Raw genomic sequence first — 25,394 nt, 5'->3', positions numbered from 1 at the left:
TCCTTAATTCTGCGTTTTATGCGTGCATTGCGCTAACTGAAAATTTTTACCACAACACACTTCACCGTGTAGGTTATGCTTATGGTTATGGTGGTGTGTATAAAGCGCTATATTTTGTGAAAATTGGTTGCCAAAATAATGCCTAAATGTCGGATCGTTTGAAACAATTTCAGGGGTTCCCGCACAGCAGATATGCTGATTAATACACAACACTTCATTGGTATCTGCCATCACAATATGCAGATCGTGCGATACCATTAAAATCGCACAATTTAATTTTTGCCGCATTTTATGGATTAATTGATACAATTCGGCTTGACCTGAAATGTCCACACCTTGCGTTGGTTCATCAAGCACTAAGAGATTAGGCTTAGTTAGAATAGCCCTTGCCAGCAAAACACGTTGCATTTCGCCACCAGATAATTTCTGCATCGCGTTCTGTCGTAAATGAGAAATAGAAAGTAAATCGAGCGTTTCTTGAATACTTTGCTTGGTTGTTCCCTGTTTAAGAGAAAGAAATTTTTCTACTGTTATGGGCAAACTATGATCAAGATGAATTTTCTGAGGCACATAACCAATACGCACATTGTTGTGATAAATCACTTTTCCTGAACTTGGCTTAATTAATTTAAGCAACACTTTCAGCAAGGTGGATTTACCTCCCCCGTTCGGACCTACAATAGTAAGAACAGAATCAGCATAAAGAGATAAGTTAATGTTTTGTAAAACATTTCGTTGTTCAAATTGCACATTAATGTGTTTTAACTCAATTAATGGCTGTTTAATGGCGTGAATCTGCATTTTATCTCTATACATTATGAAAAATTTGCTTAAAATAGCCCATTTTATTCGATTTAACAAGTTTCTCGTTGAGATGCTTAGAATTTATTCAGTTAAATCCTTTTCAACACGTGCTAAGGAATTTTTTGGCACTTTATGGGTCATACTAGAATGCAAGTTTTAATCAACATATGAAAGGAAATAGATAGTGCAACACGTTAAACTAGCAAGGGATAGACGAAAAAGAAAGTCGCGAATTAAAGCGGCAGTCTTCCTTTTGGCGATATTATCTATTTTCATTGGCATTGTATTAAGCGTCAAAGACAATGCAAAAACCGATCCCCTTGCGGTATCTTCTGATGAAGTACAATACAAGCCGCTCAATGAAACTCAAGATACTCAAACGAATAGCGAATTCAAGGATATTCAAGCTAATGAAAATCTCACCGAAAATTCGCAAAGTGCTGAACCGGATACTGCAAACACAGAAAAATCGAATAGCGATGAAGCCACCTCTTATGACGATGATCTGCAAGGTAAAGATGACGAAGTGGAACAAGTCAATCTTGATGAAAAAGATGAATTTGCCGATTTACCGGAAGATGCTAAAAATGCGGTCAATGATTTGCTTGATATTGCTGATCAAGCTATTCGTATCAAAGATCAATTTAGCTATACCGTCGTAAAAGGTGATACCTTGAAAGATGTATTAGAACAATCAGGGTTAGAAGATGAAACGAGCAAAACTCTTATTGCGGCTTATCCAGAGCTAAAAAATCTTAAAGCAGGGCAACAATTCTATTGGATTTTAGATAAAGACGGTGAATTAGAATACCTCAACTGGCTGGTTTCAGAAAAAGAAGAACGTATTTATGAACGTACTGCTGAAGGCAAATTTAAACGCCAAATCTTGCAGAAAAAAAGTGTATGGAAAAAAGAGGTACTAAAAGGTCAAATTAAAGGCTCATTTTCTAGCAGCTTAAAAGCTCAAGGACTGAATTCAAAACAAATTGCTCAATTAGGTAGCGCGTTGCAATGGCAAATTAGTATGAAAAAACTCAAACAAGGGGATAAATTTGCCGTGTTGGTTTCCCGTGAATATTTGGATAACAAACTCACTGGGCAAGGCAATGTGGAAGCAATCCATATCAGCTCTGGCGGAAAAAGCTATTATGCCATTCAGTCTAGCAATGGACGTTATTATAACCGTCAAGGGGAAACGCTGGGTAAAGGGTTTGCGCGTTATCCAATGCAACGCCAAGCACGCGTCTCCTCGCCATTTAATCCAGCTAGACGTCACCCTGTTACAGGACGAATTCGTCCACATAACGGTGTGGATTTCTCAATGGCTATCGGTACCCCGGTTATCGCACCTGCTGACGGCGTTGTGGAAAAAGTCGCCTACCAAGCCAATGGTGCGGGTCGGTATATTATGATTCGCCACGGACGTGAATACCAAACCGTTTATATGCACCTAAGCCGTCCATTAGTCAGAGCGGGACAAAGTGTGAAACGGGGTGAGCGTATTGCATTATCGGGCAATACAGGACGTTCTACTGGGCCTCATTTACATTATGAATTTCACATTAATGGTCGCCCTGTTAATCCCCTCACCGTGAAACTACCCGGCACAAGTAGCCAAATGTCCACGGCGGAACGCAAGCAATTCTTGATAAAAGCCAAAGAAGCAGAGCGTAAATTAAAAATCTAACAAAGAAAAATAAGTGCGGTGCTTTTTGACAAAATTTTTCAAAAAAGCACCGCACTTTTGTTTTATTAAAAATTAATAAGCCTTAATCAATCACTAATCGAAAATACCTAGGTTTTGCCAAATTTCGTCCACTCGCTTGACCACTTCAGGATCTTTTTTAATTGGTACTCCCCACTCGCGATCCGTTTCGCCTGCCCATTTATTTGTGGCATCAATCCCCATTTTAGAGCCTAGTCCGGCAATCGGCGAAGCAAAATCTAAATAATCGATTGGGGTATTTTCCACAATGGTGCAATCTCGTGCTGGATCGCTGCGAGTGGTAATCGCCCAGATCACATCTTTCCAATCTCTTGCATTAATATCATCATCACACACGATGACAAACTTGGTGTACATAAATTGACGTAAGAAAGACCAAACCCCCATCATTACGCGCTTGGCGTGTCCTGCGTATTGCTTTTTCATTGTCACCACGGCAAGACGGTAGGAGCAGCCTTCGGGAGGTAAATAAAAATCCACAATTTCAGGAAATTGCTTTTGCAAAATAGGGATAAACACTTCATTTAATGCCTCGCCTAAAATCGCTGGTTCATCAGGTGGTCGTCCTGTATAAGTGGAATGATAAATCGGGTTTTGCCGCATTGTAATGTGAGTAACAGTAAACACAGGGAAATATTCTTGCTCGTTATAGTATCCCGTGTGATCGCCGTATGGTCCCTCTAACGCGGTTTCATTCGGTTCGATATAACCTTCCAAGACAATTTCCGCACTGGCTGGCACATCAAGATCATTACTCACTGATTTCACCACTTCGGTTTTATTACCACGCAGTAATCCCGCAAAGGCATATTCAGACAGGCTATCTGGCACAGGGGTTACCGCGGCTAAAATTGTCGCAGGGTCAGCCCCCAATGCCACAGACACAGGAAAAGGCTTATCAGGATGTTGTTCTTTCCATTCTTGGAAATCTAATGCACCACCACGATGCGAAAGCCAGCGCATAATCAATTTATTCTTGCCGATAAGCTGTTGGCGGTAAATTCCCAAATTCTGTCGTTTTTTGTTGGGACCTTTGGTGATAGTCAATCCCCAAGTGATAAGAGGGGCAACGTCTTCCTTCCAACATTGCATAATTGGTAAACGATATAAATCGACTTCATCACCACGGAGGACAATATCCTGACAAGGGGCTTTATTTAGCACTTTTGCGGGCATATTTAGCACTTGTTTGTATTGTGGCAACGTTGCCCATAAATCTTTAAACCCTTTCGGCGGTTCTGGTTCTTTAAGGAAAGCAAGTAATTTGCCCACCTCACGCAACGCTGACACATCATTCTGCCCCATTCCAAGCGCCACACGCTTTGCCGTACCGAATAAGTTACACAATACGGGCATCGCAAACCCTTTTGGATTTTCAAATAATAAGGCAGGCCCTCCTGCACGCAAAGTGCGGTCGGAAATTTCGGTCATTTCCAAATAAGGATCGATTTCTTGCGAAATGCGTTTTAATTCACCTTGTTCTTCTAACAGCTGCAAAAAATCGCGTAAATTCTTATATTTCATCAATGCTTACTCAATGCAAAAATTGTGGCATCATTGTTATAAAGATTGCTTTGCAACGCAAGTGCTTTTGCGATTTTTCCCTAGATTGGGTAGAATGGGCGACAATTTTATCAGAATAAATGTATAAAAATGACAAAGAAAAAAACAAAACAAACATCAAATACCATTGCCCTAAATAAACGTGCAAGACACGAGTATTTTATTGAAGATGAAATCGAAGCGGGGCTTTCCTTGCAAGGCTGGGAAGTGAAATCAATGCGTGCAGGCAAAGCCAATATTAGCGATAGCTATATTATTTTCAAAGACGGTGAAGCCTATCTATTCGGGGCAACGATTCAGCCCTTAAGTGTGGCATCAACGCATATTGTGTGCGATCCAACGCGTACTCGTAAATTATTGCTAAAAGAACGAGAATTAGCGTCATTATTCGGCAAAGCAAATCGTGATGGGTTTACCATTGTTGCCCTTTCTCTTTATTGGAAAGGCCCTTGGGCGAAAATTAAAATCGGCGTGGCGAAAGGGAAAAAACAGGTGGATAAACGTAACGATATTAAAGATCGCGAATGGCAAGTGGCGAAAGATCGTATTATGAAAAATGCGATGCGAAATTAATGTCACTTCGATAATTAAGTGCGGTGAGAAATTAGCAAATTTTTGAATTAGCCCTTGTGAAAACAGGGGCTAATTTTTTTATTTAAGGATTTATCTTCTATTTAACGAGTTATCTTCACCCCGTTTTCCCTAAAAGCAACGACAAAATCCCCGCTGCGATCAATGGTCCCACCGGAATACCGCCAACAAAGGCAACCCCTAAAATCGTGCCAACCAATAATCCTGTGAGCAAGGTGGGTTGTGCGCCCATTAGATTTACCCCTCGCCCACCAAACCACGCGACCAGCACCCCCACCGCAATGGCTAAAAACATTTTCCAGTTCAACAGTTCAGTAAAACTTGGTAAGGGAATTTTGCCTGAAATAATTGGGCTAAGCACGCCAATAGTAAGAATAATAATGCCGATATTTAGACCATATTTTTCCATAAAGGGGATATATTTGGCTAAAAAGGTTTGCTGCATTAATAGCAAAATCGTTGCCGAAATGGTGATTGAGCTGTTGTTACCTAACACACCAAGTAAAATCAAAATCACCAATAGCAAGGCGATTGCGTTAAATTGTAATGTCATCATTGCCTCAAAAATTCAAAAAAAAGCACCGCACTTGTACTGTGCCTAAGATGGCAGAATTATACGCTTTTTCTTTGGCTAATTCACAAAAAATAAAGCTCATTATGTGCCGTTTTTATTCTACCTTAAAGGTAAGTAAACGGTTGGCATTACTCACCACAGTAATAGAAGATAACGCCATAGCAAGCCCACCGATCATCGGGTTAAGCAAAATACCAAACAAGGGATACAACAAACCAGCCGCAATGGGTATGCCTAAGAGGTTGTAAATAAATGCCCCAAACAGATTTTGCTTCATATTGCGTAAAATGCCTTTAGAAAGACAAAGTGCATCTGCCACCGCAGAAATATGATGTCGCATTAAGGTTAATTCTGCGGTTTCAATGGCAATATCTGAGCCGCTTCCCATTGCAATACTCACATCTGACTGTGCAAGGGCGGGGGCATCATTAATGCCGTCCCCGACCATTACAACCTTACGCCCTTCTTGTTGTAATGCTTTGATGATATGGGCTTTTTGAGCAGGCAAAACGCCAGCGATTACCTTATCAATCGCTGTACCTTGTGCCAAAGAACGGGCTGTTTTCTCTTGATCCCCCGTAAGCATCACCAAATGATAACCTTGTTTATGCAAGCGTTGTAATGCTTGAACTGAATCTTCTCTTAGCGGATCGCTTATTACAAACACCCCAGCTAATTGCTGATTTATCGCGAAAAACACCACCGTTGCTCCGCTTGCTGTTTGCTGTTGCCATATCGCCATTGCAGGTTGAATATCCACCCCTTGCTGTATCATTAAGGCTTGATTACCAAGTAATAATTCAAATGTTTCCACTTTCCCACGCACACCTAAACCTTGCAACGTGGTAAAGGCATTGAGTGGCTTGATCTCACTTTGTTTTTCTTGATTAAACTGCACAATGCCTTTTGCTAACGGGTGATTTGATCCTTGCTCTAAACTTGCTGCAAGCTGGCTAACTTGTTTTTCTGAATAATCATTAAAACAATAAAGTGCGGTGATTTTTGGCGAACCTTTTGTCAGCGTGCCTGTTTTATCAAACACAATCGTATCGGCGCTGGCGGCTTTTTGTAAGGCATCGGCATCACGCACTAAAATCCCCAATTCTGCCGCACGCCCAATCCCTGAAATAATCGACATTGGCGTAGCTAGCCCTAAAGCACAAGGGCAAGCAATGATAAGTACAGTAGTAAAGATCACCAAACTATAAGAAAATTGTGGAGCAGGTCCGAGAACATACCAAATCAAGCCTGCCAGTAACGCAATGCCAATCACAATCGGGACAAAAATACCGGCAATCTTATCGGCAAGTTGCCCTATTTTTGGTTTGCTACTCTGTGCTTGACGCACTAATTTGATGATATTTGCCAGCGTCGTTTGCTCACCAATTTGTTCTGCGCGATAAATCACCGTGCCATCTGAAATCAGCGTGCCAGCACTAATTTTATCCCCAACGTGCTTTTGCACTGAGAGAGGTTCGCCAGTCAGCATACTTTCATCAAACCAGCCTTGCCCTTCGGTAACTGTTCCATCCACGGCAACACGTTCGCCTGTTTGTAAGCGTAATAACATTCCTTCTTTCACCGCCGCAAGGGGAATGTCTTGCGTGCCTTGTGATGTCATCAAATGCACGGTTTTAGGCGTCAGATCAAGCAAGCGTGCCAATGCCTGCGAAGAATGTTGTTTCGCTTTTGCTTCAAACATTTTACCTAAATTGATAAAACCGATAATCATCGCCGCCGCTTCAAAATATAAATGGCGTGCATTCTCCGGGAAAAAATCGGGCTTAACACAAACAACCATTGAATAAAGCCAAGCCGTCCCCGTTCCCAATGCTACAAGAGTATCCATTGTAGCGGTACGATGAAAGAGATTTTGCCAAGCCTTTTGATAGAAATGTTTGCCTGTAACAATCATTATCAGCAAAACCAGCACTCCCACAACCAACCAATAGGCACGATTGTTTTGGCTAACGCTCATTGTGCCGCCAAGTAATCCCCAAAGCATTAATATCGCCCCTAAACCAAGGGCGATAATGCCTTGCCATTTACGCCGGTTCACTTCTTGCGTGGTTTTACATTGCTGTTTTTCCGCTCGCACCGCATCATCATTCACCACTTCCGCGCCATAACCTGCTTGTTGTACGGCAGTAACGAGAGACTGTGGCGTGGCATTCCCCCTGACTAAGGCGGTTTGTTCCGCTAAATTGACTTGCACTTGCACAACCTGTGGCACGGCTTGTAAGGCGTTTTGTACTTTCATCACACAAGCGGCACAACTTAAGCCATCAAGTAAAAGCGTAACCTGATCCTGATGCTCGCCCACTACCACAGGATCAGGGGGGGAAATGTCTGTGGAAGATTCGGGTAGTGAACTTACTTTGCTGGCGTATCGGCAAGGCGTGCTTGATAACCTGCTTCAACAATGGCATCAATCAACACTTGTGGATCAACCTCTCCCTCTACAACGGCGCTATCCAAACTCACCTCTGCACGTTGCACACCTGCAATATTATCTAACGTTTTTTGTACAGATTTTACGCAATGCTGGCAGGATAAATCACTTAATGCTAAAACAGTTTTTTTCATCATTTTGTCCTTCTAGTAAAAATTTGGTTGTAGCATAAACCTTAACATAGGGTTAGAGTCAAGGCTCTGTCATTCCTTTTAAAAGTCAATTCTCTGCAAAATCCACCCGCTCTTTACCAGTGTAAACGGTCGCCCTGCCCTCTCGGGCAAAACCAATTAAAGTCAGGTGGCTTTGTTGAGCTTGTTGTACAGCAAGTGCTGTTGCGGCTGAGATAGCGACTAAGCATTCAATGCCTGCACTCACAACTTTCTGCACCATTTCATAGCTAGCTCGGCTAGAAATTAAGACAAAACCTTGTTGCTTTGGCTGTTTGGCGTGCCAACCTAGCAATTTGTCTAAAGCCACGTGACGACCAACATCTTCCCGAATAGCAAGCAAGTTACCTTGTAAATCAAAAAAGGCAGCCGCGTGCGTTGAGCCTGTTTGTTGCCCAAGCTGTTGGGCTAAATGTAATTTTTTCAGACAATCATCAAGGCGATAAATATCCAAAACATAAGTGCGGTGTAAAATAGGAAAGTTTTTATGAATTTGATCAAGCTGTTCTGTGCCACAAATGCCACAGCCCGTTCTCCCGGCTAAGGTGCGGCGACGCGCTTTGAGTGTGACAAAACAACGTGTAGCAATTTCTATCTGTACTTCAATGCCATTGCAGGTTTCTTCAACATCAATTCCATAAATATCCGCGGGCTTTTCGATAATGCCTTCGGTTAAGGAAAACCCAAGGGCAAAATCCACTAAATCTTGCGGGGAACACATCATTACTGTGTGGCTAATGCCGTTATAAACCAAGGCGACAGGGGTTTCTATTGCGAGTATTTCTTCTTTTTCTTGCCAAATTGGTATGTGTTGAGAATGTTTATTATTTGTTAATTTTTTGAAAAAATTAACTGTTGATTTTGTGATCCAGCTCAAGAATTTTTCCTTTCTAATCAAGATTACTTATAGATTTTAGGTGTGAAAAGGCGTATCCTAGCCACAGTATTATGTTGTGCTAATTGTAATACAATTTGACAACAAACTATACTGTAACTGAATTATTTCATCGGTGAAAATGTGCGACTTACCGTTGTTTATTTGGTAAATAAAAAATGTGAACAATTCAGTTAGCCCAAACGAATATCTATAAAAAACAAATCTACTACACAATAACACAACAATTTTGTTGGTTAAGGAGCATCTCTATGCAGGTCACAAGAAGAAAGTTCTTTAAGATCTGTGCAGGTGGTATGGCTGGGACGTCTGCGGCGATGTTGGGCTTTGCCCCAGCAACCGCTTTAGCAGCACCTCGCGAATACAAGTTATTACGCGGTAAAGAAACCCGTAATACCTGCACCTATTGTGCCGTAGGCTGTGGTATGTTGTTATACAGCTTAGGTGATGGCGCAAAAAATAGCGTGGGTAAACTTTATCATATTGAAGGTGACCCCGATCATCCAGTGAGCCGTGGCGCGCTTTGTCCTAAAGGGGCTGGTGCATTAGATTATGTAAACAGCCCTCGTCGTGTGAAATACCCTGAAGTGCGTGAAGCAGGCTCAACGGAGTGGAAACGTATATCTTGGGAAGAAGCCATTGAACGTATCGCTAAACATATGAAAGCAGACCGCGATGCTAACTTTGTGTTAAACAATGAAAATGGTACCCCTGTTAATCGTTGGATGACCGCGGGTTTCTTAGCCGGATCGGCTTGTAGCAATGAAACAGGTATCTTAACGCAAAAATTTGTTCGTTCACTCGGGATGATTTATACCGACAACCAAGCGAGTATCTGACACGGACCAACGGTAGCAAGTCTTGCTCCATCATTTGGTCGCGGTGCGATGACCAACCACTGGGTTGATATTAAAAATTCCGATTTAGTCATTGTAATGGGCGGTAACGCAGCGGAAGCTCACCCTGTTGGGTTCCGTTGGGCGATTGAAGCGAAAAAACAAAATGGTGCGAAGTTAATGGTGGTTGATCCACGCTTTAACCGTACAGCTTCAGTTGCAGATATTTATATGCCACTCCGTTCTGGTACTGATATTGCATTTTTATCTGGTGTTATTCGTTATTTATTAGAAAAAGATCAAATTCAGCACGAATACGTTAGACATTATACGAATGCGGCATTCCTTGTTGATGAAAACTTCACCTTTGAAGACGGTTTATTCTCAGGTTATGATCCTGAAACGCGTAAATATGATCGTTCAACTTGGCGTTATCAATTTGATGCGGAAGGTCAGCCAATTCGTGATCTCACCTTACAACACCCGCGTTGCGTAATTAATCTGTTAAAAGATCACGTTTCTCGCTATACGCCTGAGATGGTAGAACGCATCACCGGGACACCACAAAAAAGTTTCTTACAATTCTGTGAAGAAATTGCGAAAACCTCTGCGCCGGACAAAGCGGCAACCTTTATGTACGCATTAGGTTGGACACAACATACGGTGGGTTCACAAAATATTCGTACTATGGCGATGATCCAGCTATTACTCGGTAATATCGGCGTTTCAGGTGGAGGCGTGAATGCGTTGCGTGGTCACTCAAATGTACAAGGCATCACCGATTTAGGTTTATTCCCACATATGTTGCCCGGCTATATTCCATTGCCAACGGAAGCGGATACCAGTTTAGAAAGTTTCCTAAACCGTATTACGCCGAAAACAATGATGAAAGATCAGGTCAATTACTGGCAAAATACGCCGAAATTTATGGTAAGTATGCTCAAAACCTTCTTTGGTGAAAAAGCAACCAAAGAAAATGAATTTGGCTATCATTATTTACCAAAATTACCGAAAGGCGGTATGGATCAGTTCCGGTACATTGAAGAAATGTATCAAGGGCGCGTAAATGGTTATTTCTGCCAAGGGATGAACCCTGTTGCCTCTTATCCAAATTCAGGCAAAATCATTAAAGCCTTAAGTAAGTTAAAATACTTGGTGATTATGGATCCGTTAATCACGGATACCTCTGAATTCTGGAAAAACTACGGTGAATTTAATGATGTGAAAACAGAAGAAATTCAAACCGAAGTATTCCGCTTACCAACAACTTGTTTCGTGGAAGAACACGGTTCAATTGCTAACTCAGGGCGCTGGTTACAATGGCACTGGAAAGCCGTTGAACCACCATTTGAAGCAAAAAGTGATGGCGAGATTCTTTCTGAATTAAGAGCAGCATTAATCGAGCTTTACCACAAAGAAGGTGGCGTATCCCTTGATAGTCTTGAGGCAATGAGCTGGCAGTATGACAACCCACTTGAGCCAAAAGCAGAAGAAGTGGCAAAAGAAATGAACGGCTACGCCTTACAAGATCTGCTTGATGCCAACGGTAATGTCATCTTGAAAAAAGGCGATCTGCTATCAAGTTTCGCGCAAATGCGTGATGACGGTAGCACCTCTGGTGCGTGCTGGATTTATACGGGTCAATGGACACAAAAAGGGAACCAAATGGCGAATCGCGATAACGCAGATCCATCTAACTTAGGTAATACTCTAGGTTGGGGCTTTGCGTGGCCGATGAACCGTCGAATTATCTATAACCGTGCAAGTGCGGATTTATCCGGTAAACCTTGGAATCCAAAACGCCAGCTGATTAAATGGAATGGCAAAAACTGGAACTATGTGGATGTGGCTGACTTTGGCACAGCTCCACCGAACAGTCCTACCCTACCATTTATTATGCAACCAGAAGGGGTGAGTGGTTTATTCGTTCGTGAACGTATGGCTGATGGCCCGTTCCCAGAGCATTATGAACCGATTGAAACACCAATTGGCACAAACCCATTGCATCCAAATGTGGTCTCCAACCCTGTGGCGCGTATTTTAGAAAGTGATAAAGCAGACATTGGTACTTCTGCGGAATTCCCTTATGTCGGCACCACTTATCGCCTCACCGAGCATTTCCACTTCTGGACAAAAAATGTGCTACTTAATGTGATTGCACAGCCAGAGCAATTTGTTGAAATTGGTGAAGCACTCGCAAAAGAGAAAGGCATTAATAACGGGGATTACGTTAAAGTTAGCTCAAAACGTGGCTATATTAAAGCAGTCGCCGTAGTTACAAAACGTATCCGTCCATTAATGGCCGATGGAAAACCTGTGCATACCGTAGGTATTCCAATTCACTGGGGATTCTCAGGGGTAAGCAAAAAAGGCTTCTTTGCTAACAACCTGACGATTCGTGCAGGTGATGCAAATACACAAACCCCAGAATCAAAATGTATGTTGGTAAATATTGAGAAAGTGGGGGCATAATATGGGAAATGTTCAATCACAAGATATTATTAAAGCCTCTGCAACATCGGGATTAACACCACCACCTCACGCACGGGATCATCAGCTTGAAGTGGCAAAACTGATTGATGTTACCACTTGTATTGGCTGTAAAGCCTGTCAAGTGGCCTGTTCCGAATGGAATGATCTTCGTGCTGAGCCAGAAAAATGTATCGGCTCATACGATAACCCAATCGATCTCAATGCCAAAGCGTGGACGGTGATGAAATTCAACGAAGTTGAAGAAAATGATCGTTTAGAATGGCTAATTCGTAAAGATGGCTGTATGCACTGTAGTGAACCGGGCTGTTTAAAATCCTGCCCTTCACCGGGTGCAATAATTCAATACGCAAACGGGATTGTAGATTTCCAATCAGATAAATGTATCGGTTGTGGCTACTGTATCGCTGGCTGTCCATTCAATATTCCAAGAATGAACCCTGAAGATAACCGCGTGTACAAATGTACACTTTGCGTAGATCGCGTAACCGTGGGTCAAGAACCAGCTTGTGTTAAAACCTGCCCAACAGGGGCAATTCATTTCGGTACAAAAGAAGAAATGAAACACTATGCAGAAACCCGTATTGCCGATCTCAAATCCCGTGGTTATGAAAATGCTGGGCTTTATGATCCTGAAGGTGTTGGTGGCACACACGTGATGTATGTTTTACATCACGCGGATAAGCCAGAACTTTACTCAGGTTTACCAAAAGATCCACACATTGACGTTAGCGTGAAATTATGGAAAGACGTCTTGAAACCAGTTGCAGCGGTAGCAATGGGCGGCTTAGTGCTTTCTGAAATTGCGCACTACCTTGCAGTAGGGCCAAATACGGAAGAGCTTGAAGAACACGATGAAGTCACACCAGAAGACAATCAAACCCAGAAAGGAGGCGAAAATGAGTAAATTTAAGATCAGCAACGATCAACGAGTTGTTCGCCATAAATTTCCTGCGCGTTTAAGCCATTGGCTACTTGTGATTTGTTTCTTCACCACTGGCTTATCAGGGCTTGCCTTTTTCTTCCCTGATTTTGCTTGGCTAACGGAAATTTTAGGTAATCCAAGAATTGCCCGTTTTATCCACCCATTCACAGGCTTAGTGATGTTTGTAGCGTTTATTAATCTTTGCTTGATTTATTGGCGTCATAACATTCCGGAGAAAAATGACTGGGTATGGCTCAAAAATATTAAAGAAGTCTTAAAAGGCAACGAACACGCCGTTTCAGACAACGGAAAATATAATTTAGGGCAAAAAATGCTGTTTTGGACGCTCATTCTAGCAATGTTCACATTACTGGCAACAGGGATTATTATGTGGCGACAATATTTCTCCCATAATTTCCCAATTCCGGTAATTCGCATTGCAATTTTACTCCACTCTGCCAGTGCCTTTATGCTCTTTACCGGCATTATGGTGCATATGTATATGGCATTTTGGGTGAAAGGTTCTATTCGAGGAATGGTTGAAGGTTGGGTAACTGTACGCTGGGCGAAAAAACATCACCCACGCTGGTTCCGTGAAGACATTCTGCCTGAACTTGAAAAAGAAGCCGCAGAAAAAGCGAAAGAAAAGCACACTAACTAATTAACGATGGCAAAGTGCGGTGATTTTTTGCAAAATTTTGCAAATTTACACCGCACTTTCTTTATTGACAAAAGCTGATGAAAAATTATGAGTATCAAAATCCTACCAAAAGATGAAATTGTACAAGCTGCTAGCTCTTTTCATCACCCTGTTCTCTTATTTTCCAACCCCAAAAATCTTTACCAACGGCGAGCTGAACGCTTACGTTCTCTGGCGAAAAATCACCCAATGGCGGATTACCTTAACTTCGCGGCAAATATTGTAGATTGCCAACTCGCTCTACTAAACGAACAGCCTGTTACGCAAAAAATTGAAATCAATACAGAAACAAGCGTTCCACTTAATCTCACCCAATGGCAGCGCGATCCACAATGGCGAACCTTATTTCACGCGTTGCTCAATAAAATGAAAAATAATGGAACCGAAAACGTTCAAGCTACCATTGAGAATTTAGAAAAAACCTCCGACAACGAGCTTGAACAGCTTGCTGACAAATTACTCGCGCAACAATTTTCAGAAGTCAGTAGCGACAAAGCCCTCTTTATTTGGGCGGCACTTTCCCTTTATTGGATTCAGCTTGCTCAGCAGTTGCCACAAAACAGCAAAATGGAAAGCGGTGAACACCTTCATCTTTGCCCAGTATGTAATGCCCCGCCGACCGCCAGCGTGGTGCATTTTGGCTCAGAGCAAGGTTTACGTTATGTACATTGCTCCCTATGTGAAAGTGAATGGAATGTCGTGCGTAGCAAATGCACCAATTGTAATCACACGGGGAAACTAGATTATTGGTCAATTGACAGCGAATCAGCCCCCGTTAAAGCCGAAAGCTGCGGCGATTGCCATAGCTATCTGAAAATGATGTATCAAGAGAAAGACCCTTATGTCGAAGCCATCGCTGATGATTTGGCAAGTATCTATCTTGATATTGAAATGGAAGAAAAAGGTCTTTCGCGTAGTGGATTAAATCCTTTTATGTTTCCAAATGAAGCAGGGTAAAAACCACCATTGGCTCGCCAGTAAACTATCAACGCGATAGCGATAGAAAACCTTCCTTATTTATAAAGTGCGGTAGAGAATTTTACTATTTTTTACCGCACTTCACTTTTTTAAGTGAGAAGTAAATACAATCACCCATTTTAAAAACAAAAAAAAGTGGTTAAGTCGCCTTAACCACAAAGATGAATAAAATATTTCGTTTAGATTTATCTCAATAAAATCAAGATAAATTCTCCCTATTGTAAAAAAAAAAACGAAATGCAACTAAAATCGTGAAAAATTTTAAAATTTTTATTTTTTTCCCTAAAGTGAGGGAAATTCTTTTATGTTTGCAAATAAAGCAAGATAACAATACACCATTGGCTCGCTAGTAAGGCATCAAGGTGATAGCAATAGAAAACCTTTCTTATTTATAAAGTGCGGTAGAAAATTTTACTATTTTTTACCGCACTTCACTTTTTTAAGGAGGAAAGTAAATACAATCACCCATTTTAAAAACAAAAAAGTGGTTAAGTCGCCTTAACCACAAAAATGAATAAAATATTTCGTTTAGCTTTATCTCAATAAAATCAAGATAAATCCTCCCTATTGTAAAAAAAAAACGAAATGCAACTAAAATCGTGAAAAATTTTAAAATTTTTATTTTTTCATCTATCTCAAAAAAAGAAGGCGTTTTCTTCAAAAAGAAAAATTATTGTTATCTTTTTTAGATATCAGGAATTATCTCTGTTTAAAGTTGGAATAAGGCAATACGGTTCAACATAACTCGTACAAAAATAAGGCGAACCAACGCTATCTTATTTTCAAAATTAAGTGACTATTTTTCTATTTGTTCAACACGGCTATAAATTATGCCATTCATTAACTGTGTTTTCACACGCTCGCCCACTTTCACTTGGCGACTTTGGGTAATTGCAATGCCTTGTTCATTTTCAGAGATGGAATAACCACGGGAAAGAATTTTCAATGGGCTTAATCCGTCTAATTGTTGGCACAACGTCGAAAAACACCCTTGTTTGTTTGCCAGTTGTTTTTCCGTAGAAAAAGCTAACCGCACATTTAATTGTTGCAAATGTTGAGCCTGCTTTTGCAAACGATAAGGTAATGGATTATTGTGCAACCGTTCATTAAGTGCAGTGAAATTTTGTTGTTTTTTCGTGAAATAACCTTGTATTGCAAGTTTTAAGCCATAACCTAGCTGTTGAATGTGTGCTTTTCGCTGATTGAGCTGTGTTTGTGGATGGCAATGTTGCAAGCGTTGGCGAAGTCTTTGTGAATATTCTTTTTTTGTAGCAAGGTTTCGCGCTATGGCTAAATGCAAACGTTGATGTTGCACGGCAATCTGTTGTTGCAATTTTTCCACTTCACGTTGCATTGCAAACTGTAAACGGTAAGCAAGCTGTTCTAGCTGTGCCTTTTGTTGATTAAACTGAATTTGCGGATGGCGATTTTGCAAACGCCACACGAGCTGATTTAATGCTTGGCGTTTTTCATTAAAACATCGATCTAACGCCATTTCTAAATGCTGGCGTTTATAGCCAAGCTGTTGCAATAATTCTTGCTGATCACGGCTTACCAATTCTGCCGCCGCCGATGGGGTGGGCGCACGCACATCTGCAACAAAATCAGCAATGGTTATGTCGGTTTCGTGTCCTACCGCACTGATCACAGGAATGACGGAATTAAAAATTGCTCGCGCCACGGCTTCTTCATTAAAACACCATAAATCTTCTAATGAACCACCGCCACGCCCAACAATCAATACGTCCACTTCTTGGCGACGGTTGGCAAGCTCGATCATTTGCACAATTTCAGCCGTGGCGTCTTTACCTTGAACGGCAGTGGGATAAATCACCACCGCTAGACTAGGATCTCTACGTTGTAAAATATGCAAAATATCTTGTAATGCCGCCCCTGTCGGCGAAGTAACCACGCCCACTTTGCGACTAAAGTGCGGTAGGTTTTTTTTCAGATTTTGGGCAAACAATCCTTCCGCCGCCAATTTCATTTTTAAGGCTTCAAATTGCTGTTGCAGTAATCCCTCACCTGCTGGCTGCATTGTGTCAATAATAAGCTGATAATCCCCTCGTGGCTCATATAGGCTGACACTTGCCCTAACGAGGACTTGCATACCATTTTGTGGGCGAAATGAGACACGCAGATTTTTCATTCGGAACATTGCACAACGCACTTGAGCATTTTCATCTTTCAGGGTGAGATACCAATGCCCCGAAACCGGTTGAGTAAAATTAGAAATTTCACCTGTGAGCCACACAAGCCCAAGCTGCCCCTCCAATAATTGGCGAGCCTGCTGATTGAGTTGCGAAACAGAATAAATTGCACTATTTTCCATATTTAATCCAATAACACCCAACCATCATCAAGCCAATTGCATAGGCTGTCTAACAAGAGTTCCATTACACTTTCTTTGTCTTGCATATCACGCATTAACTCGTGTAAATCCGCTAAATCCAGGCTTTCTCCATCAGATAACCGTTTTAAAATTTGGGCTTCTAACGGGTTGAGTTCATCTAGCCATTCACCGTTGGCATAAAGACGCAATGGCTGTTCGGTATAAAGCAATTTGCAATTATTATCTTGTGAAAGTAAGCCCCCTTCTTCCAAAAGCGCTCGCACTTCTTCAGGATCGTACTCCCCTTCCGTTGGTAATAATTCGTAGCGTCGGCTACTCACTGTACTTGCTAAGGCTTGTTTGAATAAGGCATCAAATTGTGGGCTTTGTGCAAGGCTAGCAAAGAACTGTTGCTTTATTGTGGTGATATTTTGCTGTGCCAATAACCCTGTTGGTTGCTGATCAGGGTGAAGACGGAGAGGAATTAAAAATTCACTGAGATCCAATTCTAAGCTAGGTTGATTAAAGGCTTTTACCACATTTTCAAAAATATCCGCTAAATTAGGATAACGTAAGCCAAAAGAAAACGTCAGGCAATCATCTTGTGCCACACCATAATGGGATAAACGGGAAGGCACATAAAGCACATCACCGGGGCCAAGCACTTCATCAAGTAACAATTCGCCCATATCATCAAAAATACGGATCGGCTGGTTAGGCTTAAATTCTGTGCTAGGATCGCACCATTTACCGAGTTGCCAACGACGATGCCCATACCCTTGCACAAGGAACACGTCATATTCATCATAATGTCGCCCTACCGAGCCACCTTGCGGTGCATAAGACACCATAATATCATCTCGTTGCCACTGTGGAATAAAACCAAACGCATTCCATAATTGTCCCAATTCAGGCGACCACTGCTCCATATTTTGTACGAGTACCGTCCATTGTGCGGGTACATCAGCAAAATCTTGTTCTATCAATGGGCTAACCTTAAGTTCCCAATTTTCATCGCTATGCTGCTTGATTAGGCGCGCGGTAACCTCTTCACCTTGCGCCAGTTCAATAATATCTTGTGGCTCAAACTGTCCCACAATTTGTGGAAGACCGTTGCGAATTAATAACGGTTTCTTTTGCCAATATTCTTGTAAAAATTGTTCTGGGCTAATGTGTTCAGGTAAACAAAATTTAATCATCGCCTTGTTCCTCTTGCTCGTTTGCAGATTGTTGATCTTGGGCTAACTGTTTTGCACGTTTTTTTGCTTCTTTTTCTGCTTGCTTTTGTGCTTGCTGTTCTTGTAACTGTTGTGCCGCTCGCTTACGGCGGATCTCTTTAGGATCAGCAAGTAAAGGGCGGTAAATTTCGATGCGATCCCCGTCTTCTACAAGATCGGTTAATTTTGCTGGACGGCTGAAAATTCCAATTTTATTTTCACGCAAATCAATTTCGCTAAACTGATGTAAAATACCTGATTGCAAAATTGCGGTTTGCACGGTTGTGCCTTGTTCCATATGCAAGGTTTTCAAAAAATAACGATCAGGCAAAGCATAAGCAATTTCAATTTTTAATTTAGACATTAGGCGTAAACCTCCTTGGCACGCAGTTTAAACGCATCGATCATTTTGCTGGTTAAATGAGTAAAAATCTGCCCAAACGCCATTGCAATAATCGGATTGGAAAATTCAAATTCCAGTGCTAAGGCAATTTTGCAACACTGCTCATCAATTTCCACAAACTGCCATTCCCCTTGCAAAAATTTAAACGGGCCTTCCACTAACTGCATTTGAATACGCTGATTTTCCACCATTGTATTTTGTGTGGTAAAACGCTGACGAATGCCCGCTTTGCTGATGACTAATTCTGCGGTAAGCTGATTTTGCTCACGACTTAACGTTCGGCTTTCCACACAGCCCGGCACAAATTCCGGATAACGTTCATAATTATTCACCAAATCATACATTTGTTTGGCACTGTAAGGCACTAAGGCACTTTGATTAACTCTTGGCATTTTTATTTCTATTTTTCTCTAAAAAAACTTTGCTATTATAGCGAATATCAAACAAAAGTGCGGTGATAAACGCACGAAAAAATAAGGAAAAACGATGAATTGGGTCATTTTCGCCATTGGATCAGCATTTTTCGCCGGACTCACCGCCATTTTGGGCAAACTTGGCGTGGAGGGGATAAATAGCAATCTTGCTACGTTTATTCGCACCCTTGTGGTATTGGTTGTGGCTGGTGGTATCATTACGTTGCGTAACGAATGGCAACTCCCCCAACATATCGCCGCAAAGCCCTTTATTTTCCTGCTTTTATCAGGGGTTGCTACGGGGCTTTCTTGGCTTTGCTATTATCGTGCATTACAACTTGCCCCCGCCTCTTGGGTCGCCCCCATTGATAAACTTAGCGTGGTTATCGCCATTGTGTTAGGGGTGGTAATATTAGGCGAAGCCATCAGCTTAAAACTCATTATCGGTTCAATTTTAATTTTAGCGGGTGTATTGGTCTTGGCGTTATAACTGTTTTTCGCTACAATAGCCCACTATTTTTGTCCAGTTAAAGAAAGTATGTCAGAAATTAAACTCATTGTTGGGCTGGCTAACCCGGGGGATAAATATGCCGAAACCCGCCATAATGCGGGGGAATGGTTAATTAACCGCCTTGCCCGTCAATTTAATTTTCAACTGAAAGAAGAAAGTAAATTTTTCGGTAAAACCGCAAGAGCGGTGATTTTTGGCGAAGAAATTCGTTTTCTCGTCCCCACTACTTTTATGAACTTAAGCGGTAAAGCGGTGAGTGCATTAGCCAATTTTTACCGCATTAAACCAGAAGAAATGCTGATTATTCACGATGAGCTTGATCTTCCTCCCGGTGTTGCCAAAATTAAGCAAGGGGGCGGACACGGTGGACATAACGGTTTGCGTGATAGCATTGCTCAGCTAGGTAATAATAAAAATTTCTATCGCCTGCGTGTGGGGATTGGACACCCGGGTGATAAAAATCTGGTTTCCGCCTATGTGCTAGGTAAACCCTCACCAACAGATTGGCAACTGATTGATAAAGCCTTAGATGAAGCCACTGTGTGCGTGGAAATTCTCATCAAAGAAGGCATTAACAAAGCAACAAATCGACTCAATAGCTTTAAAGCATCAAATTAAACATTAAGGAAATATTATGGGATTTAAATGTGGTATTGTAGGTTTACCAAACGTGGGCAAATCCACCCTTTTTAACGCATTAACAAAAGCAGGTATTGAAGCGGCAAATTACCCGTTCTGTACCATTGAACCAAACACTGGCGTTGTGCCAATGCCCGATCCACGTCTAGACGCGTTAGCGGAAATTGTTAAACCTGAACGCGTCTTACCAACTACAATGGAATTTGTGGATATCGCCGGTCTTGTTGCTGGCGCAAGCAAAGGGGAAGGATTAGGTAACAAATTCCTTGCTAATATTCGTGAAACCGATGCGATTGGCCACGTTGTACGTTGTTTTGAAAATGATGACATTGTTCACGTTGCCGGAAAAATTGATCCCGCTGAAGATATCGACACCATTAACACAGAACTTGCCCTCGCTGATTTAGACAGTTGTGAGCGCGCCATTCAACGTTTAACTAAACGTGCCAAAGGTGGCGATAAAGAGGCAAAATTTGAATTGTCCATTATGGAAAAAATCCTCCCTGTGTTAGAAAATGCCGGAATGATTCGTTCTGTCGGATTAGATAAAGACGAATTACACGCCATTAAGAGCTATAACTTCCTTACATTAAAACCAACAATGTATATTGCCAATGTGAATGAAGATGGCTTTGAAAATAATCCTTATTTAGATCGTGTACGTGAAATTGCGGAAAAAGAAGGGGCGGTGGTTGTGCCTGTTTGTGCGGCAATTGAATCTGAAATTGCGGAACTGGATGATGAAGAAAAAGTGGAGTTTCTGCAAGATCTAGGCATTGATGAACCGGGTTTAAACCGTGTTATTCGTGCAGGTTATGCCCTATTAAATTTACAAACTTATTTCACTGCTGGCGTTAAAGAAGTTCGTGCGTGGACAGTTTCCGTCGGCGCCACAGCACCAAAAGCCGCTGCGGTCATCCACACTGATTTTGAAAAAGGTTTTATTCGCGCCGAAGTTATTTCTTATGCTGATTTCATTCAGTACAAAGGCGAAAACGGGGCAAAAGAAGCAGGAAAATGGCGTTTAGAAGGGAAAGATTATATCGTTCAAGATGGCGATGTAATGCATTTCCGTTTTAATGTCTAATTCATTCTAGCTTATGCTATTTTGATCTAAAAAATAGATAAAAATATTACCGCACTTGAGAAAAAGTGCGGTATTTTTTTAATTACTGTTGTTCCAGTTTAAAATAATACGGTGTTACTACCTCTTTATGATAGAAAGATCAGTTCACTGTTTTATTTTTAATGTAAACGGACGTGTTCTTTTCATTAAATGAGTGTAGATTAAAATATCCTCATCAAATGACAGGTTAATATCATCTTATTTTTTACTTTATAGGAAGCAAAAATGACAATCACAATTCTTGACGGTGGAATGAGCCGTGAATTAATGCGTTTAAACGCACCCTTTCGCCAACCAGAATGGTCGGCACTTTCACTTTATGAAAAACCGCAAGCTATTGAACAGGTTCATCAGAACTTTATTGCCCATGGCGCTGAAGTGATTACCACGAATAGTTATGCGGTTGTGCCTTTTCACATTGGTGAACAACGTTTTGTTGCTGATGGCAAAATGCTTGCCGATCTTGCTGGTCGTCTGGCTAAAAATGCGGTGAAAAATAGCGGAAAATCCATTAAAATTGCGGGTTCTCTGCCTCCCTTATTTGGCTCTTATCGACCTGATTTATTTCAAGCTGAGCGTGTTAAAGAGATTGCTCTGCCACTCATCAATGGGCTTGCCCCTTACGTTGATCTTTGGTTATGCGAAACCCAAAGCGCCATTATTGAGCCTGTCTCAATCAAACCTTTATTACCCGATGATCGTCCTCTGTGGGTTTCCTTTACCTTGCAAGATGAAAACCCGCATCTTCCAGCGAGCCTACGTTCAGGGGAATCAGTACAAAGTGCGGTAGAAAAAATGATTGAATTAGGCGTGAGTGCCATTTTATTTAACTGCTGTCAGCCAGAAGTGATTGAACAAGCCTTACAAGTAACCCAACAGGTACTACAAAAACATCAGGCTGAACACATTGCCACAGGGGCTTATGCCAACGCCTTTGCACCACAAACCAAAGAAGCCACCGCCAATGAAGGATTAGACGAAGTACGTAAAGATCTTGATCCCCAAGCCTATTTAGTTTGGGCGAAAAAATGGCAACGTGCTGGCGCAAGCATTATTGGCGGTTGCTGTGGTATTGGCTTAGAGCATATTCAAGCACTTTCAGATTATTTCAAAAAATAGGGAAATACAGGATGTCAAATAAAAAAATTGGTTTAATTTCTCTTACCGCCCTCGTGCTGAGTTCGATGATTGGCTCAGGAATTTTCAGCTTACCGCAAAATATGGCTGCTGTTGCGGGATCAGAAGCCCTACTGATTGGCTGGCTGATTACTGGCATTGGGATTATTTTTCTTGGATTATCTTTCTTTTTTATTTCACGCCTTAAACCTGAATTAGACGGTGGGATTTATACTTACGCACGCGAAGGTTTTGGTGAATTAATGGGATTTTTATCCGCTTGGGGTTACTGGCTCTGTGCAACCATCGGGATTGTGGGCTACTTAGTTGTCGCTTTTGAAGGTATTGGTACCTTTACAGATAGCGAAAATGTCGTTATTTTTGGGCAAGGCAATACCCTCGCCTCTTTTATCGGTTCTTCACTGGTGGTGTGGCTTGTTCATCTTTTGATTGCAAGAGGGGTCAAAGAAGCCGCTTCTGTTAATTTAATCGCCACCCTCGTTAAAGTCTTTCCGCTTATTTTATTTATTGCGCTCGCCTTTTGCTTTTTCTCTCCAGAAACCTTTAATAGCGATATAAAAGGAATCGCATTAAATAATACAGTGAGTGATCAGGTGAAAAATACAATGCTCATCACTTTGTGGGTTTTTACTGGGGTTGAAGGGGCAGCCGTACTCTCCGCTCACGCAAAAAAACGCAGCGATGTGGGCATTGCAACCGTATTAGGCATCATTATTGCGTTATTACTCTATATTGCAATTACGGTGCTTTCTTTAGGTCTTTTACCAAGAGAAACTATTGCCCAAATGGCAAATCCTTCTATGGCTGGACTATTAGAATTAATGATCGGCAAAAGTGGCAAAGTTCTCATTACCGTCTGCTTAATTATTTCTGTACTCGCTTCTTACATTAGCTGGACGATGTATTCGGCAGAAGTCCCTTATCGAGGTGCTAAAAATGGGGCATTTCCACAAATTCTGAATAAACTCAATGACAATGATGTGCCGATTAACTCCTTATGGTTTACCGGCTTTGTGGTACAGCTATGCCTTATTTTGGTTTTACTCACAGGCAAGACCTATGAAGCATTACTACTGATTTCAACTTCAATGATCTTAGTGCCTTACTTACTGATTGGCGCTTACTTGCTAAAATTAGCCTTTCAGCAACATTGTGCTTGGTATATTAAACTCACGGGATTTATTGCCACACTTTATGGGCTATGGATTTTATATGCCGCAGGACTTGATTATCTGCTGATTTCTGTGGCGTTATATGTACCCGGTATTGCGCTATTCCTATATTCTCGCCACCAATCGCAAGGCAAATTCAATTTAAACCACGCTGAAAAAGCCCTGATTGTCCTTTTTGCATTACTCTTTATTTGGGCAATTAACGTACTGATAAATTTTGAATTCTAAGTTATCTAAAAAGCAGATCATATCGATCTGCTTTTTTTCATCACAATAAAAAATAGGACAAAATAAAGTTGCGGTGTCATTTTACAATGTTTTCACCGCCAAAAAGCAAACGATTGCTTAAAATAAAATATACAGTATAATTCGCCCTATTTTTTATCGACTAGGAAAGCCTTATGAACAACAATCTACTCTATTCCGTTGAAGACAAACCACCTTTTGGGTTAAGTCTATTATTAGCCGCTCAACATTTACTTGCCGCATTAGGTGGTATTATCGCTGTGCCATTGGTGATTGGTAATGTACTCAAGCTACCTACCGCGGATACCATCACCTTAGTCAATGCCGCTTTACTTATCTCCGGTGTGGTTACCATTATCCAATGCCGTGGCTTAGGCCCAATTGGCATTCGTTTACCAAGCGTAATGGGAACAAGTTTCACCTTTGTTGCTGCCGCACTTGCCATTGGCTTTAGTGAAGATGGCGTTGCAGGGATTTTAGGCGCTTCCCTCGTGGGATCGCTGGTGATGATCATCGGCAGTTTCTTTATGCCCTATATCCGTAAATTATTTCCACCAGTGGTAACCGGAACGGTAGTGATGATGATTGGTCTTAGCCTGATTCCTGTTGCCGTAGATTGGTTTGCCGGTGGACAACGCACTGATCCCAACTATGCCACACCAGAAAATCTGCTGATGGCGAGCTTTGTGTTGGTCATTGTGGTCATTTTAGTTCAATGGGGCAAAGGCATTTTTTCCGCTGCCGCCATTGTTATTGGAATGATGACAGGCTATATAGTGGCGCTTGCTCTAGGTTGGGTGAATTTTGATGGGGTTAAACACGCACAAATTTTTGCCGTACCGCAACCGTTACATTTTGGTTTAGCCTTCCCACTCTCCGGCATTATTGGGATGTCTATCGCCTATTTGGTAACCATTGTGGAATCAAGTGGTAACTTCTTAGCTTTAGGTAACGCCACTAAAACGGAAATCACGGGTAAACATTTACGCGGTGGCGTGTTATGTGATGGCTTAGGTTCAGCCCTTGCTGCGATAATGTCCACCACGCCGTTTTCCTCTTTCTCACAAAATATTGGGGTGATTTCTCTCACGGGCGTAGCGAGCCGTTATGTGGTCGCCATAACAGGAGCATTATTAGTGCTAGCAGGATTATTCCCTGTATTCGGTGCATTAATTGTTTCCATTCCACTTCCAGTGCTTGGTGGCGCGGGTTTGATGATGTTTGCAATGATTATTGCAGCGGGAATTCAAATGTTAGATCGCATTGAACGCAGCAAACGCAACGGATTAATCATCGCGATTTCCATTGGTTGCGGCTTAGCCGTTACTACTCGTCCAGAATTGCTCGAAAAACTCCCACACTTTTTTAAAGAAGTCCTTGGCTCTGGCATTACCGTGGGATCATTATTAGCTTTGATTTTAAACTTGGTGCTACCACAAGATAAAAATTCAAAAGAAAATGGCTAAGCAGCGATTCTATTAGCGGATCGCTATT

At 41.7% G+C, this 25,394-nt stretch carries 21 protein-coding genes and 1 pseudogene; 12 read left to right on the top strand and 10 right to left on the bottom strand.

Annotated features, from left to right (window positions below):
• Nucleotides 1-3: 3 nt before the first annotated feature.
• Nucleotides 4-801: a zinc ABC transporter ATP-binding protein ZnuC gene (gene znuC / locus L4F91_RS03810; RefSeq protein ID WP_250364551.1), complete on the bottom strand. Its 798-nt coding sequence runs from the start codon at nt 799-801 to the stop codon at nt 4-6.
• Between the two features lie 187 nt (nt 802-988).
• On the opposite strand from znuC, the gene mepM reads away from it, so the two are divergent.
• The gene (mepM, locus tag L4F91_RS03805; protein ID WP_395897362.1) at nt 989-2,491 is read left to right on the top strand and encodes a murein DD-endopeptidase MepM; all 1,503 of its coding nucleotides are present in this window, start codon (nt 989-991) and stop codon (nt 2,489-2,491) included.
• Between the two features lie 93 nt (nt 2,492-2,584).
• Here mepM and ubiD read toward each other — a convergent pair whose 3' ends face one another.
• Complete coding sequence (ubiD, locus tag L4F91_RS03800) at nt 2,585-4,054, bottom strand: 4-hydroxy-3-polyprenylbenzoate decarboxylase (RefSeq protein ID WP_395897360.1); 1,470 nt, start codon at nt 4,052-4,054, stop codon at nt 2,585-2,587.
• A gap of 129 nt (nt 4,055-4,183) precedes the next feature.
• On the opposite strand from ubiD, the gene smpB reads away from it, so the two are divergent.
• Nucleotides 4,184-4,666, top strand: coding sequence for an SsrA-binding protein SmpB (gene smpB, locus L4F91_RS03795; RefSeq protein WP_250350539.1), 483 nt, complete (start codon nt 4,184-4,186; stop codon nt 4,664-4,666).
• Nucleotides 4,667-4,781: 115 nt separating this feature from the next.
• On the opposite strand, the gene L4F91_RS03790 is transcribed toward smpB, so the two are convergent.
• From L4F91_RS03790 to fdhD, 4 genes are all read right to left on the bottom strand, one after another.
• Complete coding sequence (locus tag L4F91_RS03790; RefSeq protein WP_265762540.1) at nt 4,782-5,237, bottom strand: DUF441 domain-containing protein; 456 nt, start codon at nt 5,235-5,237, stop codon at nt 4,782-4,784.
• A 115-nt stretch (nt 5,238-5,352) separates the two neighbouring features.
• Complete coding sequence (locus L4F91_RS03785; RefSeq protein WP_395897807.1) at nt 5,353-7,518, bottom strand: copper-translocating P-type ATPase; 2,166 nt, start codon at nt 7,516-7,518, stop codon at nt 5,353-5,355.
• A gap of 113 nt (nt 7,519-7,631) precedes the next feature.
• Nucleotides 7,632-7,847 carry a cation transporter gene (locus L4F91_RS03780; RefSeq protein ID WP_265762091.1) on the bottom strand — a complete coding sequence of 72 codons (216 nt, stop codon included), beginning with the start codon at nt 7,845-7,847 and terminating at the stop codon, nt 7,632-7,634.
• 82 nt (nt 7,848-7,929) lie between these two features.
• Entirely contained in the window at nt 7,930-8,757 is an 828-nt protein-coding gene (gene fdhD, locus L4F91_RS03775) for a formate dehydrogenase accessory sulfurtransferase FdhD (protein WP_395897357.1), read from the bottom strand.
• Between the two features lie 269 nt (nt 8,758-9,026).
• Here fdhD and fdnG point away from each other — a divergent pair, with 269 nt between their 5' ends.
• The 4 genes from fdnG (at nt 9,027) to fdhE (ending at nt 14,683) form a co-directional block, all read left to right on the top strand.
• On the top strand, nt 9,027-12,083 hold the full coding sequence (fdnG, locus tag L4F91_RS03770) for a formate dehydrogenase-N subunit alpha (RefSeq protein ID WP_250350542.1): 3,057 nt from the start codon (nt 9,027-9,029) through the stop codon (nt 12,081-12,083).
• A 1-nt stretch (nt 12,084) separates the two neighbouring features.
• Nucleotides 12,085-13,008 carry a formate dehydrogenase subunit beta gene (fdxH, locus tag L4F91_RS03765; protein WP_250350543.1) on the top strand — a complete coding sequence of 308 codons (924 nt, stop codon included), beginning with the start codon at nt 12,085-12,087 and terminating at the stop codon, nt 13,006-13,008.
• Entirely contained in the window at nt 13,001-13,687 is a 687-nt protein-coding gene (locus tag L4F91_RS03760; RefSeq protein ID WP_250350544.1) for a formate dehydrogenase subunit gamma, read from the top strand. The genes fdxH and L4F91_RS03760 overlap by 8 nt, the downstream gene beginning before the upstream one ends.
• An 87-nt stretch (nt 13,688-13,774) precedes the next feature.
• A complete protein-coding gene (fdhE, locus tag L4F91_RS03755) occupies nt 13,775-14,683 on the top strand; it encodes a formate dehydrogenase accessory protein FdhE (protein ID WP_395897355.1) in 909 nt (302 codons plus the stop codon).
• A gap of 859 nt (nt 14,684-15,542) precedes the next feature.
• Here fdhE and xseA read toward each other — a convergent pair.
• From xseA to L4F91_RS03735, 4 genes and pseudogenes are all read right to left on the bottom strand, one after another.
• Nucleotides 15,543-17,036, bottom strand: a pseudogene (xseA, locus tag L4F91_RS03750) (exodeoxyribonuclease VII large subunit); the annotation flags it as partial.
• 2 nt (nt 17,037-17,038) lie between these two features.
• Entirely contained in the window at nt 17,039-18,235 is a 1,197-nt protein-coding gene (locus tag L4F91_RS03745) for a JmjC domain-containing protein (protein WP_395897353.1), read from the bottom strand.
• Nucleotides 18,228-18,617: an RnfH family protein gene (locus L4F91_RS03740; RefSeq protein WP_395897351.1), complete on the bottom strand. Its 390-nt coding sequence runs from the start codon at nt 18,615-18,617 to the stop codon at nt 18,228-18,230. The genes L4F91_RS03745 and L4F91_RS03740 overlap by 8 nt, the downstream gene beginning before the upstream one ends.
• Nucleotides 18,617-19,048 (bottom strand): type II toxin-antitoxin system RatA family toxin, encoded by a 432-nt coding sequence (locus tag L4F91_RS03735; RefSeq protein WP_395897349.1) that lies wholly within the window; start codon nt 19,046-19,048, stop codon nt 18,617-18,619. Before L4F91_RS03735 ends, L4F91_RS03740 begins: the two co-directional genes overlap by 1 nt.
• Before the next feature lie 94 nt (nt 19,049-19,142).
• Here L4F91_RS03735 and L4F91_RS03730 point away from each other — a divergent pair, with 94 nt between their 5' ends.
• From L4F91_RS03730 to L4F91_RS03705, 6 genes are all read left to right on the top strand, one after another.
• Nucleotides 19,143-19,559 carry an EamA family transporter gene (locus L4F91_RS03730; protein WP_250350550.1) on the top strand — a complete coding sequence of 139 codons (417 nt, stop codon included), beginning with the start codon at nt 19,143-19,145 and terminating at the stop codon, nt 19,557-19,559.
• 48 nt (nt 19,560-19,607) lie between these two features.
• Entirely contained in the window at nt 19,608-20,198 is a 591-nt protein-coding gene (pth, locus tag L4F91_RS03725; protein ID WP_250350551.1) for an aminoacyl-tRNA hydrolase, read from the top strand.
• Nucleotides 20,199-20,214: 16 nt separating this feature from the next.
• Nucleotides 20,215-21,306, top strand: coding sequence for a redox-regulated ATPase YchF (gene ychF, locus L4F91_RS03720; RefSeq protein WP_250350552.1), 1,092 nt, complete (start codon nt 20,215-20,217; stop codon nt 21,304-21,306).
• 264 nt (nt 21,307-21,570) lie between these two features.
• Complete coding sequence (locus tag L4F91_RS03715) at nt 21,571-22,464, top strand: homocysteine S-methyltransferase family protein (RefSeq protein ID WP_250350553.1); 894 nt, start codon at nt 21,571-21,573, stop codon at nt 22,462-22,464.
• 11 nt (nt 22,465-22,475) lie between these two features.
• Complete coding sequence (locus L4F91_RS03710) at nt 22,476-23,882, top strand: basic amino acid/polyamine antiporter (RefSeq protein WP_250350554.1); 1,407 nt, start codon at nt 22,476-22,478, stop codon at nt 23,880-23,882.
• Between the two features lie 173 nt (nt 23,883-24,055).
• Nucleotides 24,056-25,366: a nucleobase:cation symporter-2 family protein gene (locus L4F91_RS03705; protein ID WP_250350555.1), complete on the top strand. Its 1,311-nt coding sequence runs from the start codon at nt 24,056-24,058 to the stop codon at nt 25,364-25,366.
• The last annotated feature ends 28 nt before the right edge of the window (nt 25,367-25,394 follow it).

It is taken from the genome of Avibacterium sp. 20-126, from assembly GCF_044358625.1.
Classification (GTDB): Bacteria; Pseudomonadota; Gammaproteobacteria; order Enterobacterales; family Pasteurellaceae; genus Avibacterium.
This window is presented reverse-complemented; position numbering and strand designations above follow the sequence as displayed.

What these genes read in the sequence shown, in the direction of transcription:
- znuC (WP_250364551.1), bottom strand. Translation starts at nt 801, where the DNA reads ATGCAGATTCACGCCATTAAACAGCCATTAATTGAGTTAAAACACATT.
- ubiD (WP_395897360.1), bottom strand. Translation starts at nt 4,054, where the DNA reads ATGAAATATAAGAATTTACGCGATTTTTTGCAGCTGTTAGAAGAACAA.
- smpB (WP_250350539.1), top strand. Translation starts at nt 4,184, where the DNA reads ATGACAAAGAAAAAAACAAAACAAACATCAAATACCATTGCCCTAAAT.
- L4F91_RS03790 (WP_265762540.1), bottom strand. Translation starts at nt 5,237, where the DNA reads ATGACATTACAATTTAACGCAATCGCCTTGCTATTGGTGATTTTGATT.
- L4F91_RS03785 (WP_395897807.1), bottom strand. Translation starts at nt 7,518, where the DNA reads ATGAAAGTACAAAACGCCTTACAAGCCGTGCCACAGGTTGTGCAAGTG.
- L4F91_RS03780 (WP_265762091.1), bottom strand. Translation starts at nt 7,847, where the DNA reads ATGATGAAAAAAACTGTTTTAGCATTAAGTGATTTATCCTGCCAGCAT.
- fdxH (WP_250350543.1), top strand. Translation starts at nt 12,085, where the DNA reads ATGGGAAATGTTCAATCACAAGATATTATTAAAGCCTCTGCAACATCG.
- L4F91_RS03760 (WP_250350544.1), top strand. Translation starts at nt 13,001, where the DNA reads ATGAGTAAATTTAAGATCAGCAACGATCAACGAGTTGTTCGCCATAAA.
- fdhE (WP_395897355.1), top strand. Translation starts at nt 13,775, where the DNA reads ATGAGTATCAAAATCCTACCAAAAGATGAAATTGTACAAGCTGCTAGC.
- L4F91_RS03745 (WP_395897353.1), bottom strand. Translation starts at nt 18,235, where the DNA reads ATGATTAAATTTTGTTTACCTGAACACATTAGCCCAGAACAATTTTTA.
- L4F91_RS03740 (WP_395897351.1), bottom strand. Translation starts at nt 18,617, where the DNA reads ATGTCTAAATTAAAAATTGAAATTGCTTATGCTTTGCCTGATCGTTAT.
- L4F91_RS03735 (WP_395897349.1), bottom strand. Translation starts at nt 19,048, where the DNA reads ATGCCAAGAGTTAATCAAAGTGCCTTAGTGCCTTACAGTGCCAAACAA.
- L4F91_RS03730 (WP_250350550.1), top strand. Translation starts at nt 19,143, where the DNA reads ATGAATTGGGTCATTTTCGCCATTGGATCAGCATTTTTCGCCGGACTC.
- pth (WP_250350551.1), top strand. Translation starts at nt 19,608, where the DNA reads ATGTCAGAAATTAAACTCATTGTTGGGCTGGCTAACCCGGGGGATAAA.
- ychF (WP_250350552.1), top strand. Translation starts at nt 20,215, where the DNA reads ATGGGATTTAAATGTGGTATTGTAGGTTTACCAAACGTGGGCAAATCC.
- L4F91_RS03715 (WP_250350553.1), top strand. Translation starts at nt 21,571, where the DNA reads ATGACAATCACAATTCTTGACGGTGGAATGAGCCGTGAATTAATGCGT.
- L4F91_RS03710 (WP_250350554.1), top strand. Translation starts at nt 22,476, where the DNA reads ATGTCAAATAAAAAAATTGGTTTAATTTCTCTTACCGCCCTCGTGCTG.
- L4F91_RS03705 (WP_250350555.1), top strand. Translation starts at nt 24,056, where the DNA reads ATGAACAACAATCTACTCTATTCCGTTGAAGACAAACCACCTTTTGGG.